The 17,967-nt window shown below is 30.1% G+C and carries 18 protein-coding genes; 13 read left to right on the top strand and 5 right to left on the bottom strand.

What is annotated here, in order from left to right; genetic code table 11:
- The first annotated feature begins 475 nt into the window (after positions 1–475).
- The 8 genes from EV214_RS05395 (at position 476) to EV214_RS05360 (ending at position 7,027) form a co-directional block, all read left to right on the top strand.
- The gene (locus EV214_RS05395) at positions 476–757 is read left to right on the top strand and encodes a PALP domain-containing protein (RefSeq protein ID WP_132243509.1); all 282 of its coding nucleotides are present in this window, start codon (positions 476–478) and stop codon (positions 755–757) included.
- Between the two features lie 140 nt (positions 758–897).
- The gene (locus EV214_RS05390; protein ID WP_132243507.1) at positions 898–2,007 is read left to right on the top strand and encodes a C45 family autoproteolytic acyltransferase/hydolase; all 1,110 of its coding nucleotides are present in this window, start codon (positions 898–900) and stop codon (positions 2,005–2,007) included.
- A 15-nt stretch (positions 2,008–2,022) separates the two neighbouring features.
- Positions 2,023–2,898 carry an AraC family transcriptional regulator gene (locus EV214_RS05385; protein WP_132243505.1) on the top strand — a complete coding sequence of 292 codons (876 nt, stop codon included), beginning with the start codon at positions 2,023–2,025 and terminating at the stop codon, positions 2,896–2,898.
- Between the two features lie 137 nt (positions 2,899–3,035).
- Entirely contained in the window at positions 3,036–3,860 is an 825-nt protein-coding gene (locus EV214_RS05380; protein ID WP_132243503.1) for a helix-turn-helix domain-containing protein, read from the top strand.
- An 84-nt stretch (positions 3,861–3,944) separates the two neighbouring features.
- Positions 3,945–4,262, top strand: coding sequence for an antibiotic biosynthesis monooxygenase (locus EV214_RS05375; protein ID WP_132243501.1), 318 nt, complete (start codon positions 3,945–3,947; stop codon positions 4,260–4,262).
- A 461-nt stretch (positions 4,263–4,723) separates the two neighbouring features.
- Complete coding sequence (locus EV214_RS05370) at positions 4,724–5,479, top strand: amino acid ABC transporter ATP-binding protein (RefSeq protein WP_132243499.1); 756 nt, start codon at positions 4,724–4,726, stop codon at positions 5,477–5,479.
- A complete protein-coding gene (locus EV214_RS05365; protein WP_132243497.1) occupies positions 5,480–6,145 on the top strand; it encodes an amino acid ABC transporter permease in 666 nt (221 codons plus the stop codon).
- A 51-nt stretch (positions 6,146–6,196) separates the two neighbouring features.
- Positions 6,197–7,027: a transporter substrate-binding domain-containing protein gene (locus EV214_RS05360; protein ID WP_132243495.1), complete on the top strand. Its 831-nt coding sequence runs from the start codon at positions 6,197–6,199 to the stop codon at positions 7,025–7,027.
- Between the two features lie 508 nt (positions 7,028–7,535).
- Here EV214_RS05360 and EV214_RS05355 read toward each other — a convergent pair.
- The 5 genes from EV214_RS05355 to EV214_RS05335 form a co-directional block, all read right to left on the bottom strand.
- Positions 7,536–8,546, bottom strand: a complete 1,011-nt coding sequence (locus tag EV214_RS05355; protein WP_330571269.1) for a sensor histidine kinase — start codon at positions 8,544–8,546, stop codon at positions 7,536–7,538.
- 2 nt (positions 8,547–8,548) lie between these two features.
- Positions 8,549–9,226 (bottom strand): response regulator transcription factor, encoded by a 678-nt coding sequence (locus tag EV214_RS05350; RefSeq protein ID WP_330571268.1) that lies wholly within the window; start codon positions 9,224–9,226, stop codon positions 8,549–8,551.
- A 92-nt stretch (positions 9,227–9,318) separates the two neighbouring features.
- Complete coding sequence (locus EV214_RS05345) at positions 9,319–11,787, bottom strand: ABC transporter permease (RefSeq protein ID WP_132243489.1); 2,469 nt, start codon at positions 11,785–11,787, stop codon at positions 9,319–9,321.
- On the bottom strand, positions 11,784–12,461 hold the full coding sequence (locus EV214_RS05340; protein WP_132243487.1) for an ABC transporter ATP-binding protein: 678 nt from the start codon (positions 12,459–12,461) through the stop codon (positions 11,784–11,786). Before EV214_RS05340 ends, EV214_RS05345 begins: the two co-directional genes overlap by 4 nt.
- An 863-nt stretch (positions 12,462–13,324) precedes the next feature.
- Positions 13,325–13,867, bottom strand: a complete 543-nt coding sequence (locus EV214_RS05335) for a hypothetical protein (RefSeq protein ID WP_132243485.1) — start codon at positions 13,865–13,867, stop codon at positions 13,325–13,327.
- 337 nt (positions 13,868–14,204) lie between these two features.
- On the opposite strand from EV214_RS05335, the gene gvpO reads away from it, so the two are divergent.
- From gvpO to EV214_RS05310, 5 genes are read left to right on the top strand one after another with little or no spacing between them, the layout of a single operon-like run.
- Entirely contained in the window at positions 14,205–14,459 is a 255-nt protein-coding gene (gene gvpO / locus EV214_RS05330) for a gas vesicle protein GvpO (RefSeq protein WP_165916252.1), read from the top strand.
- 20 nt (positions 14,460–14,479) lie between these two features.
- A complete protein-coding gene (gvpN, locus tag EV214_RS05325) occupies positions 14,480–15,373 on the top strand; it encodes a gas vesicle protein GvpN (protein WP_165916251.1) in 894 nt (297 codons plus the stop codon).
- A gap of 49 nt (positions 15,374–15,422) precedes the next feature.
- The gene (locus EV214_RS05320) at positions 15,423–15,977 is read left to right on the top strand and encodes a hypothetical protein (RefSeq protein ID WP_165916250.1); all 555 of its coding nucleotides are present in this window, start codon (positions 15,423–15,425) and stop codon (positions 15,975–15,977) included.
- Positions 15,970–16,689 carry a GvpL/GvpF family gas vesicle protein gene (locus EV214_RS05315; protein WP_132243477.1) on the top strand — a complete coding sequence of 240 codons (720 nt, stop codon included), beginning with the start codon at positions 15,970–15,972 and terminating at the stop codon, positions 16,687–16,689. Before EV214_RS05320 ends, EV214_RS05315 begins: the two co-directional genes overlap by 8 nt.
- Before the next feature lie 2 nt (positions 16,690–16,691).
- Positions 16,692–16,931 carry a gas vesicle protein GvpG gene (locus tag EV214_RS05310; RefSeq protein ID WP_132243475.1) on the top strand — a complete coding sequence of 80 codons (240 nt, stop codon included), beginning with the start codon at positions 16,692–16,694 and terminating at the stop codon, positions 16,929–16,931.
- Positions 16,932–17,967: the final 1,036 nt, after the last annotated feature.

Raw genomic sequence — 17,967 nt, 5'->3', positions numbered from 1 at the left:
TGTTCATGGTTTTTTATATTCATATAATTGCTATTTCTATATTTAATATTCTTGTTAAGCGGAAAAAACACTCGCACCTTGTTCAAAATGAGAACACAAGGTATTGCTTCTGACCATAATAACTAAGTTTACTCAAAGCGATTAAACACAATTTTGCAAAGGCGATTTCACTAATCAATATATTTACATAAAGTAATCCAGTAACTTTGAAATTCTTTTGGCGTATCATTTGCATGTTTTCGAAATTTTTCAATATAATAGCTGAATTTGATTTTGATCTTAAAAAAGGGTCTACATATTTCTTATGAATAATGATTTTTGAAGAAGCTCCGAGAAAACTTGGGTCTATATCGAAGCAGATATATTCACTATCTTCTGATGTTGCGTGGAAGTATCTAGATTACCTAAAGATACTAGAGTTGAAATAGAGGTTATTGCAATTTTAGAATAAAATATTGTTTAGGAGGTGATAGGTATGAGAGACACAAATGCAATCAAATATATTGCATTTGAAAATGCGAGGGAAATAAATAATAAGAAAACATCTGTAGAATTTTTTGATAAAGAAGTAGTTGATAAGGTTAGGCGTTTTCATAAAAGTTTTTGGGAGTATAAGGTAATACCACTTCAAAGATTAAATGAACTTTATAAGAAATTAGGCGTAAGCAGAATATGGGTGAAGGATGAATCCTATAGATTTGGGCTCAATGCTTTTAAAGTATTAGGAAGATCTTATGCGGTTAGTAAATATTTGTAAGAAAAACTAAATATGGATGTAATTCAGAAAAATATAAGGGGTTCATTCTTCGGATAATTCAATATAGCAGAATGTATCAAAAATTCTCTAAGAAAATTTGTTATATTTAGAGTATAACTTATGAGATTGGAGGAATACCCATGAAAGAATTAAGAGGACATTACATCTATATTGAAGGAACGAATTATGAAGTTGGAGAAATATTAGGCAATCTATGCTGTGATATTCCAATGCTTAAAGAAAGAAGCAAATTTTCCGAAGGCGTTTTTACAAGAGAAGAGGAAAAACAAATGTTTCAGATGTTTGACAAGTTTTGCCCAGGTATTAATGAAGAAATTTTAGGATTTGCTGAGGCTACAAAGATTCCTCAAGGGCAAGTAATATACTATTTAATGACCTATCTTAAGCCAGGCTGTAGTCAAATGGCAGTTTTGCCATCAAAGACAGAAAATGGCCACATTTTAATGGCAAGAAATTATGAATTTAGTGATGAAATGGAAGAACTTATAATTTGTTCTACCCGAATTAAAGGACGGTATGCACATATAGGATCATCTATCATGCAGTTCGGACGAGGAGACGGGATGAATGAGCATGGTCTTGCCGTCAGCCAAACTTCAGCTGGTATGCCAGTTGGAAACTTTCAATTTGCAAGGAAGCCAGCTATCCTAGGGTTACAATTTTGGGCTGTTATAAGGTCTATTTTGGAGAATTGCAAAAATGTTAACGAAGCTATTGAATTAGCAAAAGAGATACCAATTGCCTATAATATAAATATGCTTGTCGCTGATAAGCATGGAAATGCTGCTTTGATTGAGAGTTTTAATGGGGAGAAAGCAATAAGAAAAATAGATGCGAACACAGATGAAAAGTTCATATGTTCCACCAATCATATTCATTTACCTGAACTAAAACATTATGAACCTAAAAGTATGAAAAACTCTATTTCAAGATATGAATTAATCCATGATACTATGAATAGTAAGAATAAAATAGGTGCAAAGGATTTAAAGAAACTATTGTCTAGCAAATATCCAGAAGGATTATGCTGCCACTTCTACGATGAATTTTTTGGAACACTCAGAGGGATGATATTTGATTTGAATGAAGGAACAATTGAGGTGTGCTTTGGATCTACTGCATTAAATGAATGGCATATGTTTAGAATGAATGAAATTGCAAATAAAACGGAATATATTGCAAAAATAGAAAAGGAAAAATCTCCATCTAGTTTTTGGGAGTATATTTAAGAAGTTGGTGAATAGATGAATTACTATGATCAATTAGAAAAGGCTATAAATTTTATCGAACAGAATTTATGTGAAGATATAAAGGTTGAAGCAGTAGCAGGTGTAGCCGGCTACTCTTACTTCCATTTTCATAGGATATTTGAAGCGGTATTAGGAGAGACAGTAGGTAATTATATCAGATTAAGACGCTTAACAAGTGCTGCATACGATATAGTATATACAGACAGAAGAATACTTGATATTGCACTTACTTACAGATTTGATTCACAAGAGGCATTCAGCAGAGCATTTAAAAAGTTATATAAAGTGACACCAAGGGAATATAGAAAGAATCGTATTGAAACAGTTATCGGAAGTAAAAAAAAGATGACTACAATGGGATTAAAGCATTTAATGAATAGAGTGACAGTACAACCTATGATAAAAGAGGTTTTGGATATAAAAATTATCGGAATGCGTAGTAAAGCTACTATTAATAATAATTTGATTCCTAAGATGTGGAATGATTTTAACCCTCGAATATTAGAAATCGAAAGCCGTACCCCGCAGCTTAGAGGTTATGGTATTTGTGAAGTAAATCCTAATTACAATATGTATGAGTTTAATGAGGATGCTGAATTTAATGAGATTGTAGGAGTAGAAGTTGAGAATTACGATACAATACCTCCGGGTATGATAGCAAAAGCATTGGCTGGAGGAAAGTATGCTATATTTACACATAGAGGAAGCGTAGAATTCTTGAGAATGACTTATCAATACATATGGGGTACATGGATTATATATTCAAAATATGAGGTGGATTTAAGAGATGATTTTGAATTCTATGACGAAAGGTTTCTTGGTCCTAATCATGATAGTTCAGAGTTTGATATTTATATTCCCATTAAATAATTCAATGAAGTGTAATAGTATCAAAATGAATGCATTTTCTAATGCTATTATAAGCAAAAATAGTATTACGCTTTTAGATGATTAAATTCTCAATTAATTGATAAAAGATTATTATTTTAACAATTGGAGGTGATATTATGTTGAATTTATTACAAACCATAAGGTATCCAGTAAGACATCCTATGTTAAAAAGGCTTATAAAATATTACTGGGTAACTGAAACCAAATCATCAGTTGACGTTAATCACAAACTTTTACCAGTAAGTAATATTGATTTGATTTTAAATTTTTCTTCTCCAATTAGATATTCGAAAGATGAAAAAACTAAAGTAGTACCAAGAGGATTTCATTTTAATGGAATTAGTAATAAATACTATTTGATAAATCAAAGCGGTGTATTAAGGGTATTGGGTATTTCATTTTTCCCAACTGGGCTTTTTCCAATTTTAAAAATACCAATATCAGAGTTTAAAGATGAGACAGTTGAGATAGATTTGATTATAAAAGGGTTTACAGAAAATATAGTAGATAAAATCAATATCACCGATTCCATTCATACGATAATTAAGATTATTGAAACTGAGGTTGTAAAGATAGTGGATGTTTCGCGTATACCAAGAAAAGAAATATATGAGGTGTTTGATGCATTCAATCAAAATATAAATGATTTGAGTATCAATGATTTTTGTAAGCAATATGGAATAAATCAGCGGCAGATTGAGAGAATATTTAATAAATATATAGGAATTAGCCCAAAGTTATTTTATCGAATCAATAGATTTCAAGAAACTGTAAATTACTTCAAAAAAAGCAATAATAATAGCTTTACTTCACTGGCATACAATAATAACTATTATGACCAAACGCATTTCATAAAAGATTTTAAATCATTTACAGGCAGTACGCCAACAGAATTTTTAAATCAAAATAGTTCTATCAAACAAATAATTAAATATTATTGATTGTCGCGTTTTTACTATTCACTAAGGCGTAGATTAAGTAAAATTAAATAAAAAAATACTATGTTTAGTGGAGGGAATATTATTATGAATAAGAATGTATGTACTGAAATTGTAGAATTTGAAGTTGTTTCTGGGATTACGGATGAAGAATTTATTAAGAATGTTGAATACCTTGAGGAGAAGTTTCATTCAAAACAAAATGGATTTATTGATACAGAACTTGTTAAAGTCAATGAACATAGTCAATGGATGATGATACAACATTGGAAGTCTATAGAAGAATCTAAGGAAGCATCAAAAATGATGATGAAAATGCCTATTACTGAAAATTTTAGGAAATCATTAAACCCTAAGACCGTGAAGATAAAATACTTAAACCAAGTGAAAAAGTGGAATAGATAAGATTAATAAATTATTTATGAGCGTTATGTATTTAGGAACTAAAGGAGAACCGTACCGCAAACGACTTATTAATGACGCTTAAATTAGGAAATGAATCCACAATATCTTATGTGCTAAGTTAAATGAAGCATAGAAGTATTGTGTTTTTTTTATGAATAGTATATAAAAAATATCTATAGTTGAAGTACGAAGTATTTAATAATACAATAATCTATTAGGATTATTAATGATATAATGATATCTGGAAATATTTGAAGATATTTGAAGATATTTGTTGAATAATAGACTAATTAATAAAAACCAATAGTCAAATTTGATTTTTTTCAAAAGTTGGATTTCAAGAAATTTTGGGCTGAACATTATAATTTATGCTTTGGACTGTTGCTATTCTATTATATCCGACGAAATCATAAGTACTGATAGACTCTAGTTTTAAATAGAAAGTTAGGTGATATAGTAAGATGATTAAGATTGAACACTTAAAAATGCAATTTGGAGAACTTATTATTTTAAAAGATATTAATATTGAAGTAAGCAAAGGTGAAGTTGTAGCATTAATTGGTCCGTCAGGTACGGGTAAGTCTACATTTCTTCGTTGTCTTAATTTTTTAGTTAAACCTACGGAAGGCAAAATCACAATTGATGGTTTTACTGTAGATGCTAAGACAGCTTCAAAGAAAGATATTCATGTATTAAGGCAGAAAACAGCCATGGTTTTTCAAAATTACAATTTGCTTAAAAATAAAACTGCTATTCAAAATGTTATGGAACCTATGATAACAGTTCAAAAGAAAAGTAAAGAAGAAGCTGAAGAAATAGCTATTGATTTACTTAAAAAAGTAGGTCTTTTAGAAAAAAGAGATGCATATCCAAAAGAAATGTCAGGAGGTCAGCAACAAAGAATAGGGATTGCAAGAGCAATGGCTGTAAATGCAAATGTAATTTTATTTGATGAGCCTACGTCTTCCTTAGACCCTGAATTAGTTGAAGAGGTGTTAGCTGTAATTAAACAGCTGGCAGCAGAAAATAATAAAACAATGTTGATTGTAACGCATGAAATGAAGTTTGCAAAAGAAGTTGCTGATAAAATGATTTTCTTAGAGAATGGCTATATTGCAGGAATGGGAACTCCTAAAGAAATATTTCAAAATTGTACAAATGAACGAATAAGAAAATTTGTGAATAAAGTAACTGCAAATAATGTGGAGGACAAGTAAATGAATTTTGATTTTCAATGGTTTATTAATTTATTTTCAATTGTTTTGCCTGCACTAAAGATAACGATAGGAATATCTTTGGTATCTTTGGCATTTACATTACTATTATCTATTATAATATCAATTGTGAGATATTATAAAGTATGGGGAGTATATCAATTTTTTGGTGTGTATATTACATTTTTTAGAGCAACGCCACTTGTAGCACAGCTATTTATATTATATTTTGGTTTGCCTTGTGTAGTCCCAGCACTAAAATCTATGACAGCGTTTCAAGCAACTGTAATTGCTCTTACGTTAAATACAGCTTCTTTTATGGCGGAAGATTTAAGGGCAGCTTTAGAATCCGTAGATATAGGACAACTTGAAGCTTGTTATTCAATGGGTATGGCAAAGTATCAAACAATGATACGTGTTGTTTTACCGCAGGCATTGGTTGTAGCATTGCCATCTCTTGGAAATCGATTTATTGGGATTATTAAGGGATCTGCATTAGGATTTACAGTAGGGCTCGCCGATATAATGGCAAAAGCAAAAATAGAAGCTGCATTAAGTCTTCGTTTCTTTGAAGCATATTTATGTGTAACAGTGATTTATTTGGTAATTGTAGTTTTTGTAGAAAACATTCAAAAGTTATTAGAAAAAAGAATTCAAAAATTTTGTTAAGATATAAATTTTAAATTTATATAAATCATATTAAAAAATAGGAGGAAAGAAATGAAAAAAATATTTACAGTATCACTACTTATTTGCATGATTCTTAGTATGACTGCATGTGGAAGTAAAAAGAATGAAGAACCGAATGAAGTAAAATCAGACATACCTACTAAAATTATTGTAGCATCTGGTGCTTCTTCAGTACCTAATACCTATATAGAAAATGGAGAACATAAAGGACATGAGGTAGATATTTGGAATGCTATTTCTGAAAAAACGGGTCTTAAAGTTGAATTTATTACTGGGGAATTTAATACTTTATTCGGATACTTAGATTCTGGTAAAGCTGATACAGTAGGAAATACTATTACAATTAATGCTAAAAGACAGGATAAGTATGATTTCTCAGAACCATACGCATATATTCCAGAAAAATTAGTTGTTCATTCTGATAGAACTGATCTTAAAAAATTAAAAGATATTTCTGGTATGACTTGTGGATTTTCAGCTGGTTCAAATGGTGGAAACTTATTCGAAAAAATTGCTGAGGAACAGGAAATCGATATTAATTTAGTTACATATGATAGTTCGGAGCTATTAAATGAAGCTTTCCGACAAGGAAAAGTTGAGGTTATGCTTTTTGCAGGAGCTGAAGCAGCATATAAGATTAAAAATGGTATTATTGATGCAAGGATGGTTGATGAAGACATTGCAGTTGGAGCAAAAGCATATCCATTTGTAAAAGGTAATACTCATTCAGAAAAATTAAATGAAATGGTTACAAAAGCTATCCAGGAAATGAAAAAAGATGGTACATTGTCAGAAATATATGATAAATGGTATGGTATGGATTTTAGTGAAAATCCAGAAGATGGTGAAATTGCTAATTAATTTTGCTAAACTACTAGATATGCGCAACATCTTCTAAACGATAGGGATGGAAGAGTGCATGAAGGGGTTGCAAATATTAAGATAGCCATGCTTTTAAAACTCATAGTGCAAAATATACTATGAGTTTTTTTTACATTAAGCGTTAATAAACTATTAGAGCAAAAAAGCTTTAATAGAAAAATTAAGGATTAATTAAACAGTAGGCATTTAAATTGAAATATATTTTCTAGAATTGATTATAACAAGTTATTGCGGGTATATATGTGAGCAAAGTATGAATAACACGGCTGTATCCACAGAAAGAATGAGTAAAAAAATTGATTCGGTAACGGGGATACCACTAAAAAAGATGTAAAGATGCTTGAGAATACAATAAATAATGTACATACAATTAATGAATCTATGGGTGGCGTAAGTGTAGCTGCAACCGAAATCAATGAAGGGATGGATGCTTCAAGCAAGGATGCAGAAAAATAGGAAGAGTCCATAACACGCTTCCTATTTTTCTTTAATTCAATGGTAGAAACAATGAAAAAACAGAACCTTGTGACATCTGTGATTTTACTTTGATATAGCCATTTTGCTTTGTGATAATCTCCCGCGCAAGATATAATCCTAAGCCTACACCATCTTCACCTTGGGTATGTTCTCCTCTATAAAATCTTTTGAAAACGTTGTTGATTTCTTTTTCATCTATGCCTATGCCATTATCAGTAATATCAACTCTTGCAAATATTTCATATTTCATTGTATTAACGATGATGGTGCTATTATTAGATGTATACTTTACAGCATTATCGATGATATTAAAGATTGCTTCTGCAGTCCAATTTTTGTCAATATTTAAAATAATGTCTTCTCCTGAGTCAAATTGAATCTCTATATTTTTATTCCTTGCCTTTTCATATGCTTGTTTGATTACAGTTAAGCAAACATCATTTAAGTTCGCTTTATTTTGGATGAGCTGAATGATGCCACCTTCAAGGCGTGACATTTTAATCATACTTTCCAATAAAAAACTAAGCTTTTCAATTTGGCTTTGTATATTCATGCTAAATTCTGTATATTCTCCTTTTGAAATCGAGGGATATTGCATGAGTTCATAGTATAATTTTAGATTGGATAAAGGTGTTTTCAACTGATGAGAAATATCAGAAATCAGTGATTTTATTTCATCACGGTCCCTTTTGATTCTTGTATTCTGTGCTTTTAGTATATTTGTCAACTTAATAATCTGTGATTGTAGCTTTGAGAGCATATCATCATTTAAAATAGAAAAGACCTCAATTTCTCTCATATCTATCATAGAGGAAATAACTTGTGAAAGTTGATTAAAGATATGTCCCATATGTTTCTTTAAAACATATATAAATAGTATGGATAAGCTTGTTATCAAAGTACAAAATATTGTAATTGCATTCAGTAAAGCGATATCTTTGTAGACAAACCATATATAGGAATTTAGCAAAATACAACAAACGAAGATGGAAGCAAAGTACATAGCTATTTTAGCATTCATTTTCACGAGCATTCACCCCATGTATACCCAATACCAAATACTGTAATAACATATTTAGGATTTTTAGGGTCATCTTCAATTTTTTGTCTCAATCTTCCAATATTTACACTTAATGCATTCTCATCAACGAAATTTCCATCAGCATCCCATAATTTTTCTAATAGTGTCTGACGGGATACCACCTGACCTTTATTTTGGGTAAGTAATTCAATTAACTTATATTCTGTTTTAGTTAGTTTTATAAAATTTTCACCTTTTTTAAAAACCATCATATTATAATCAATCGTGATCTCCTTATACTTAAATATACTTTTATCGTGTATATTTGTTCTTTTTAATATGGCAATTATTCTTTGCTTCAAAACGGCTATAGAAAAAGGCTTTGATATATAATCATCACAGCCTGTTTGAAATCCTTTTATGATATCATGTTCTGTATCATTTACTGTCATAAAAACGATAGGTACATGAGATTTTTTACGGATTTCTTCACAAAGGGTGAATCCACTTTTGTTTTTTAGGTTTATATCAAGTAGGATTAAATCAATATTGTTATTTAAAAAAGAAGTATATCCCTCATCATAATGAAAAGCACTGATCACATTATAGCCATCCTTTATCAATGCATAGGCAACCCCTTTATTTAAAAGCTTATCATCTTCTACGATTAATATATTCATCAAAAATCACCATCCTATTACACACCTATGATATAGATATTATACCACCTAAGTTAGGATACACAAATAATGCGTATCCTAAATGTTTATATTTATTCTATTTCTCTTAATCTTTCAACAATTGTTTGTTTATTGATGCTCATATTTGCACATAAAGGAACGAATATGGATATCAAAATTAAAATAGGTGATACAATTAAAATTGGACTTATGATAAATTTGTATTTATAAAACCAGATACTGCTTGCCATAGGCTGGACAATAGTGAAGGACACGATGCTACCAAAGAATATAGAGAGGATCAGTGTTGTCAAAGCATAAAAAACGCCTTCAAAGATTAACATTTTATTTAGTTGTTTATTTGTCATACCAATACTTTGAAGCATTGCAAATTCTCTTCTTCTTGAAATGATGCTTGTAAGGATGGCATTAATAAAGTTTAGTACCCCAATGAATCCAATAATAAAGCTAAGGACACCACCTACTAACAAAAACATGTTTTGAAAGTTTTTAAAATCATCTACATATTTTTGTTTGGACTCATAGTCCATCTGGGGTTCAATATTATTCGTATAATCTTTTAAAAATTTTTCTGTTTTGTTTATATATGTATCCTTCACATTAAAAACATAACTCATGATTAAAGGATCTTTAATTTGCTTTATAAACTCATTTGAAGGAAGATATAGTGTACAAGCACCTCCAATATAATATCGAACAGACATATTATGTATAAGCTCTGCTTTTGCCATTACCACATATTCCTTAGTCGTGTTGTTTTCAAATGAGATATTAACTTTATCTCCTATATTATATTTGCTTGTTTCATACTTTATATTTCTGTTATTGTCTGAATATACACCTTCAATAATATAGTTACCTGTTTTGAATTTTTCTAGATCTATTTCACCCTCAAATATATTAAGCTGTGATAGAGGAAAATCTTCTAATCCGTATAACTGTATACCCGTTATTTTTTCGGTAACGAATGTGTATTTTGTGTTATAATAAATTCTTCCTTTATTTTCTATCCCATCAAGCGCATCTATATGTTGAATCATTTTTTCTGATGGAATATCGTCTTCCGATCTAAACTGATTCATATTAAAGTAGTTTGCATTACCTGCTGTAAAATCTGTTATTACAAAGGTGCTTAAAAATTTATCCATATCAAATCCTTTTGTCAATGTAAATACAGAATTAAGGAGTATAATACTTAAGGACATAGAGATCACTACCACAATGGTTTTCTTTTTGCTCCTTAAAAGGTTACAAAATGCCATGTTGTGTATTTTTCCACCTTTTAAAGATTGTTTCTTTTTTTTATGAATCGTCGTAACATCCACATACCTTGTTGCTTCTACAGAAGAAACCTTTGAAGCCATTTTACCAGGTTTTCTACAACTGATAAATACGGTAATAACAGAAAAAATTGTAGCACCTATAAAAATAATAGGACTAGAGGAAATATAAGTTGTTTCAATAGTGGATGTATGCATAATAATGGGTAAAAGTACATTTCCTAATAAATAACCAATCACAAGACCTAGAGGAATTCCTATAATGGATAATAAAAGTGCTTGCTTTTTTACAAGTTTTTTAATCTGCTTAGGTGTGGTGCCAATAGTTTTTAGTAAACCATAAAAATGAATATCTTTCATGACAGATATTTGAAAGATATTATAAATAATCAAATATCCTGTAAAGATAATTAAAAGGATTGCACTTGAAACACTAATGATCGTTGGCAAATCCATGTCAAAGTTGGTGGATAGATATGCCCAGTTTACCCCTATAGGAATATAATTTTGAGCATTTTCATCACTACTGTAACCACAATCGATGAGTATTTTTTCTAAGTTTTTTTCGATATTTTTACTGTTTTCAAACATTATATCTAAAAAAATAAGACCTGTTCCAATATATTTCTGATTTGCTGGATCAATAGTTACATCTGTAAGATTTTTATCGATGAACTTATGAGATACAAATATCATGCTTGCAGGGGAACTTTTATCATGTCCGCAGAAGCCAGATAAAACAAATTTTTTAGAAAACTTTTCTTTGCCTATCGTATATTCAATGGTAAGCTTTTCACCGATTTTATGGGGTATTCCTAATAAATCAAGGACTTTTGTATCGGTTGCGATTTCATTTTCATTTTGGGGCATTTTGCCTGTTGTGGGATCACTAAAAAACATTTTTGCTTGTTGATCCGTAGCATATCTAATTTCTGTATGATGCTTTAAAAATTCTTTGTTTTCTGCCATATTTAACATAATTGAATAACCATATTCTTTGATAAGAGGGTGGTCTTTAATCTTGTTAAAATCTTCTTTGGTAAGATATTTAAAACCACCATGCGCATATCCGCCGACCTGTCTCATCGTTTGCTGTTCCATTGATTCGATCATACCCATTCCTATGGTAAAAAGGGATGTGAATAAAAGGGTTGTGAGTGATATCGCAACAATTGCAAATAGATTTCTTAGTTTATTTGATTGTATACTTTTTCTTGTCAGTTTATTAATGATGGCTTTATTATTATTTGCAAATCTCATTGGCGTTCACCTCCTACGATCTTACCATCTTCAATGCGAATCGTTCTGTCGGCAAGTTGTGCAATTTCTTCGTTGTGGGTGATCATAACGATGGTTTGATTAAATTTTTTACTTGTCATTTTTAAAAGGCCGATAACATCCATACTTGTTTTACTATCAAGATTTCCGGTAGGTTCATCAGCAAGGATGATTACTGGTTTTGTGGCTAATGCTCTTGCGATTGCAACACGTTGTTGCTGACCACCAGAAAGATTGTTTGGCATATTATTCAGTTTGCCTTCAAGACCTAAGGTTTTTATAATGTTGTCTAAAAAGCTTTGATCGATCACACCGCCATCTAGCTCTATCGGTAATGTAATATTTTCATACACATTTAATACAGGGATAAGATTGTAGTTTTGAAATATGAAGCCTATATTTCTACGGCGAAATACGGTGAGTTCCTCATCATTCATTGAAAATATATCTTTGTTACCCACCTGTACACTTCCGCTCGTTGCTTGATCCAATCCGCCAAGCATATGTAAAAGTGTGCTTTTACCACTCCCAGATGTTCCTACGATAGATACAAACTCCCCTTCATCGATTGCAATATCTACACTGTCAAGGGCTTTGACCATGTTCAGTTCTTTTCCATAATATTTTTTTAGTTTTTCTGTTTTTAATATACACATAAAAATCATCTCCATTTTAAATTTTAGATTGTAGTTTTATAATACAATTTGAATTATAAAGGATACGTCTTACAATCTTGTGACAATTTTTATTTTTTTCTAAAAAAGCAAGAATTGATAGAAGAAGGAAAGAAGGATTTTATTTAAATAAAAGTAATGAAAAACAAATTTTTAGATAAATCATTATTTTCTACAGGAATACATTATAAAGCGCGTCATATTATACAGTGAAAAGAAGAAAAGAATGGAAGTGTAATTCTTCATGTAGGGTTGTATGATAGTTCTGGAAGAACTGCAAATTTACCGCTAACTTCATTTAAGGATTTGAGGGTAGCAGAGGTTCATCCAGTTAATTGGAATTGGAGAGGATACGGACGGATATTTTTTTGGATACTTTCCTTGGATCTTCAAGGACAGTGAGGTTTTCTATTTTGTGGGGGATTTTCAGTTAGTTTTGATTTGCTTCTGAAAAAGAGGTAGTTGTGGTCGTCGTTACGACGCCGTGAGGGCAACGTTAGCGAAGTGTACTGCGGATTAGAATCTCACTCTCGCCTCAAAGATGAAAGGCTTCAGCATAATTGATGAAGCCTTTTCTCTATCTAAAGTACCTAGGGCATCAGGAAGCATAAGGGAGAACCAATGGAAATGCCTAAATGAACTAGGGAGGAAATTTTAAAACCAATTATGGCATTTGAATTTCAATGAATATGTGAAGATAGTAGTGTAGTATAAATATCAGATTATTATTATTAATAGTAGGCCTTCTGCTAGCAGAAAGTTTTTACAAAGTGGAGCTTTTAATTTCTATACAGTAAGGAATTTGATGCGATAAATAAAATATCACTGGTAGAACTAAAATGAGATTAGTCTTTAGTGGAATTGAGGGCATCTGGCAAATAAGACATTACTAGTAACTCTTTTTTTGCTATTACAGTGATACTGACTTTAAACTCTATTACTGCAGTAATTAGGCAAAAATAGCTAACGTTATCAAAATCAACAGCTAGACATTCTGCTCTAGGAATAGAAACGCAAGGGAACAATTCAGCGAATTCGTAATTTTCTTCATAGTTTTTGACCTGAAGTGGTTTAGGAACTTCTTTTTCATAGTAAATGACTTTTTTAACAGAACTTGAATATCCATATTTTGACATATAAGAAATCGTTAGTTTAAATTCTATAAAAATAATCCAATCGTTTTTATCTTCAGAATCATAAACGTTTATTCTACAAACCTCTAAATTACAACCTTCAATACTTTTAATGTTTTTACATATTTTTATTACTTCTTCAATCTCTTTAACCTGTACTTCTTTGAAGATTACTTCTTTAACAAGTGCGTTTACTAATCTATCTGGAATGGGCTTGCATTTATAATTACTACTTTGAATTTGATCATTGTTCATACGTTAACACCTCCTTTCTTCTTTTGGTAGTATATTGTATTACAGAGATAAAGGACATGTTACTTAGTAATGAGTAAAATTTTAGTGGGAATGGGAAATATTAAAGGTTTCCATCTTAAATAAGTGACAATAGGAATGGAATATGCATAAAATGAGATGAAAGAAATATATATATAAGAAAATAGATAAAATTAAATACCGCTTAGGCAGGTATTGAGAAGTGAGCAGATTTATTAAGAGGGGTTAATTTTATATATTTTTAGAACATTTTAAGCAATTAATGCATATTTTATAGTAGTTAAGTATGTAAATTTTTACAATGAAGGGAGAGCTAGGTATGTCTATAAATGTAGCTATAGAAGAATTAAAGAATTTTTTTTATGACCTTTTTGATAGAGATAGCAGAATTACCTCTATTATGCCAAGTGAGGATGGTTATGATGCAGAACTTGAAATTGTTCAAGAAGATGAATATATGAGAAAAAGAGGAAGAAAGGATATTATAGCTGTTTATGAAGCAAAAATGGATAATAATTTTAAAGTGATTTCATATAATCGAAAAGAATTGAAGGAGAGAGGTTCAATAGAATAAGTACTAATAGGAGGATTATGATGAAGTTAGAAAATGTAGATTTAAAACAACCTTTTGTTGAAACAGAGTATATCAAAAACATAGCAAAGAGAGCAATGTTATATCTAAATACAGGATATGCAATACACTTTAAAGGACCATCAGGTACAGGAAAAACTTCGCTAGCAATGTATATAGCAAAACGTATGGATAAACCATACCAAATCATATTTGGAAATGAAGAATTTGGAAGAACTGACTTGATTGGCGGGAACTTTGGTGTTACGAAAAAAATTGTTCAAGATAACTATGTACATTCAGTAATGAAACATCAAATAGACTATAATCAGAAATGGATTGATGGAAGACTGTTGAATGCTTGTAAAACAGGTGCAACACTTATTTATGATGAATTTACTAGATCTAGAGCTGAGGCAAATAATGTTTTATTATCTATATTAGAGGAGGGTGTAGTAGAAGTACCTCTAAATAGAGAAAAAACAAGATTTGTTAAGGTACATCCTGATTTTAGAATTATATTTACTAGTAATCCAGAAGAATATTCTGGTATATATAAAGCTCAGGATGCATTAAAAAGTAGAATGATCACAATAGATTTAGATTTTCCAGATGTAGATACAGAGTTAGAAATTGTTCTGAAAAATACAGAGGTTGATAAAAGAACTGCTCAATATATTGTAGATGTAGTGAGAAACTTCAGAGAAAGCTCTAGTAGCAAATTTCATCCGACAATTCGATCCAGTATTATGATTGCTAACATAATGAAAATGAATAAAATAAATTTATCGAAAGATAAAGAATTAGAAATAAAAATATTTGAGGATATTTTGCTTTCTGAAAGTTCAAATAGCCAAGTAAGTTTAGAAGAGAAAAAGAAAGCAAAAGTTTTACTCGAACAGATCACTTATAATTAAAATGATAAACATAAAAGCTCAAACTATTAAGTTGGAGGAGATTAATATTATGCGAAATGATAATGATTTAACCCCAATAGATAAAGATGATAAAAAAGTACAGAAAAATAAAATAAATACCCCTCTAGGAAGTCTAATAAAAGGGATATCTGGAATAGTTAATATCTGCTCGGATATGATGGAAAATGAAGAAGATTTTAGACAATATGAGGGAGCGATAAACAAGACTAGTAATACTGGGGAAAATATTAAAGGATTATATAAATTTGGTATTCAAGTAGGAGATTTAGATTTAAAAGAACAAAATCAATCTAAAAACAAAAGTATAGCATCAGAAAAAGAACCAATACCCAAAATTGAAATCATTGAGCATGATGGGAAGACTATTATTAAATTTAAATTCAAAAATATTTTAAAAGAGAAAGTTAAATTTTCCCAAATTGAAGCAGTGTGCATTCAAATAAATGAGGAGAAGGAATATTCAAAAAAATTAGGTTTTAATAAAGAAAATTATAGGATAGAAGGTATAGAGTATAATTTTCCGTATTTGTTCGTAACATTAGTTCCCAATTCAAATTCGAGAGGTGATAAGAAGAATGAATAAATATTGTTTTTGTGTAGTTAAACATACTGAGGACAACGATAAAATTCTAGAAAACAAAGATTTAGAGATAGTAAATTATAAAGATATTACTATGGTAGTAAAAGATATTGAAGAAGATGAAATTTTTCCTACAGGAGAAGAAATATTAAAACATGAAACAACGATCGAAAGCATTATGAAAAAAGCACCAATAATTCCAATGAGTTTTGGAAACATATGTAAAACAGAGGAAGAAATAGAAAGTTTTTTAAAGAATAATTATAATAAGCTTATCCGTTTATTTGAGAGATTTGAAAAGCGAATGGAAGTAGGTTTAAAAGTGTACTGGACAGAGGACGCGTTTTCACAGGAAGTAGAAGATAAAAAAATCAAAAAATTAAAAGAGGAAATAATGAAAAATCAAGGATCTAGTCAATTGAGAATATCAGAGGTTGGTAGATTAGTAGAAGAAAGGGTAGATAAAATAAGGGATTATTATGTAGATCAAATTCATAAAAAACTCTCCCAAAGTGCATATGAGAGTAAATTAAATATTGCTCATACGCCAAGAATGGTATTAAACAGTGCTTTTTTAATAGATAAAGACAAAGAAAATGAATTTGATAAACTTATGAACACTTTATTTGATAAATATAGAGATTCGCTGATTTTTAAATATACAGGACCATGGCCTCCATACAATTTTATTGAAGAAACCTTTGTAATTAAGTAGATATGTTTGGATTAAATAGTTTTATCAAAGTACTTGAAGTAATACAGGAGCATATTGAAAAAGAGTATTACGATGAAAATAAAGTAAAGAAAGAACTATTAAGATTAAGGTTGAAATATGAAATGGAGGAAATAGATGTTGAAGAATATACAAACAGAGAAAAGCAGCTAATACAGAGAATGATGGATATTCGTGAGTATAAAAAGAAGCTTATTGAAGATGAAGAGGATACTTTTGAATGATTTAGGATTATTAGAAAAACTAATGTAATGTAGGTAATTGCAAAATAGAGTGAGAATTTATCCATATAAAAATCCAAAGGATTATCGCAACGTAAAAGGCATGTATTTACTACTTAATCTAGTTTTATTAACTTTAGGGCAGATATATTTTATCTATCAGCACGCCCTTTTTCTCTAGTGATACCATCTAAACCATAGATAAAGAAGTATCATTAGGACAACAGGGAACGCCTAAATTATTTAAATTAGGGTGAAGTAAATTTGATGAGTTACGAGGGTTTAAATTGATAATAGGCATTATTTTTCTATTGTGTAAATAGGCATAGTTTTCATCAGTGTCAAAACCCGAATCACCTAAAAAATATTTGTACGAAAAATTCAATAACATAAAGTAGCATTAGTAATTAGAATGGAAGATAACAAAGGATTAGTTTGTTGGCAAAAATCTTCAGAGTAATCAACAAGGTTATGAAATAAATCATTTAAATTGTGAAAGAAAGCAGTTTTAAAACGAGAAAATTGAGATTTATCAGGAACGGTTAAAAAGCCACAACAATTACGCATTTCAGAATAAATATGTAACAGAGAAATTAGAAGGTCTATAGTAAAATCTTTTTTGCGACTAAATTTTGAATAATAAGATTGGTAAAAAGAAAAATGCATAAATTTACTGATATTCATAAAATGGTTTAATAAGGAAATTAAATTGCTTTAATTTTGATTAAAGAATGTATCAAAATCGGAAGAAAAGTTACAAAAGGTTAATTGTTTAGATGAAATTGGCATAAGGTTCCCCTTTTTTTGTTTCGTTTTTTAACTATGGGTTATACACAGTTGGTCATTATATATACACCCAAAACGGGGGGACTAAGCCATTTCGATAGATGTAAGTGCTGATTTGATGCGGGATAGAGCATTTCGCAATCAACTACTAATGTAATGAGTAGTCACGGAAACTAATGTATAAAATTTAATTTTTATGCAATACATTAAAAATCCATAAATTTTATCATTAGAGCTCATTTTTATATAAAAT

The organism is Marinisporobacter balticus, assembly GCF_004345705.1.
Classification (GTDB): Bacteria; Bacillota; Clostridia; order Peptostreptococcales; family Thermotaleaceae; genus Marinisporobacter; species Marinisporobacter balticus.
Note: the sequence above shows the minus strand (reverse complement) of the source record. Positions and strands in the feature narration are given on the sequence as shown.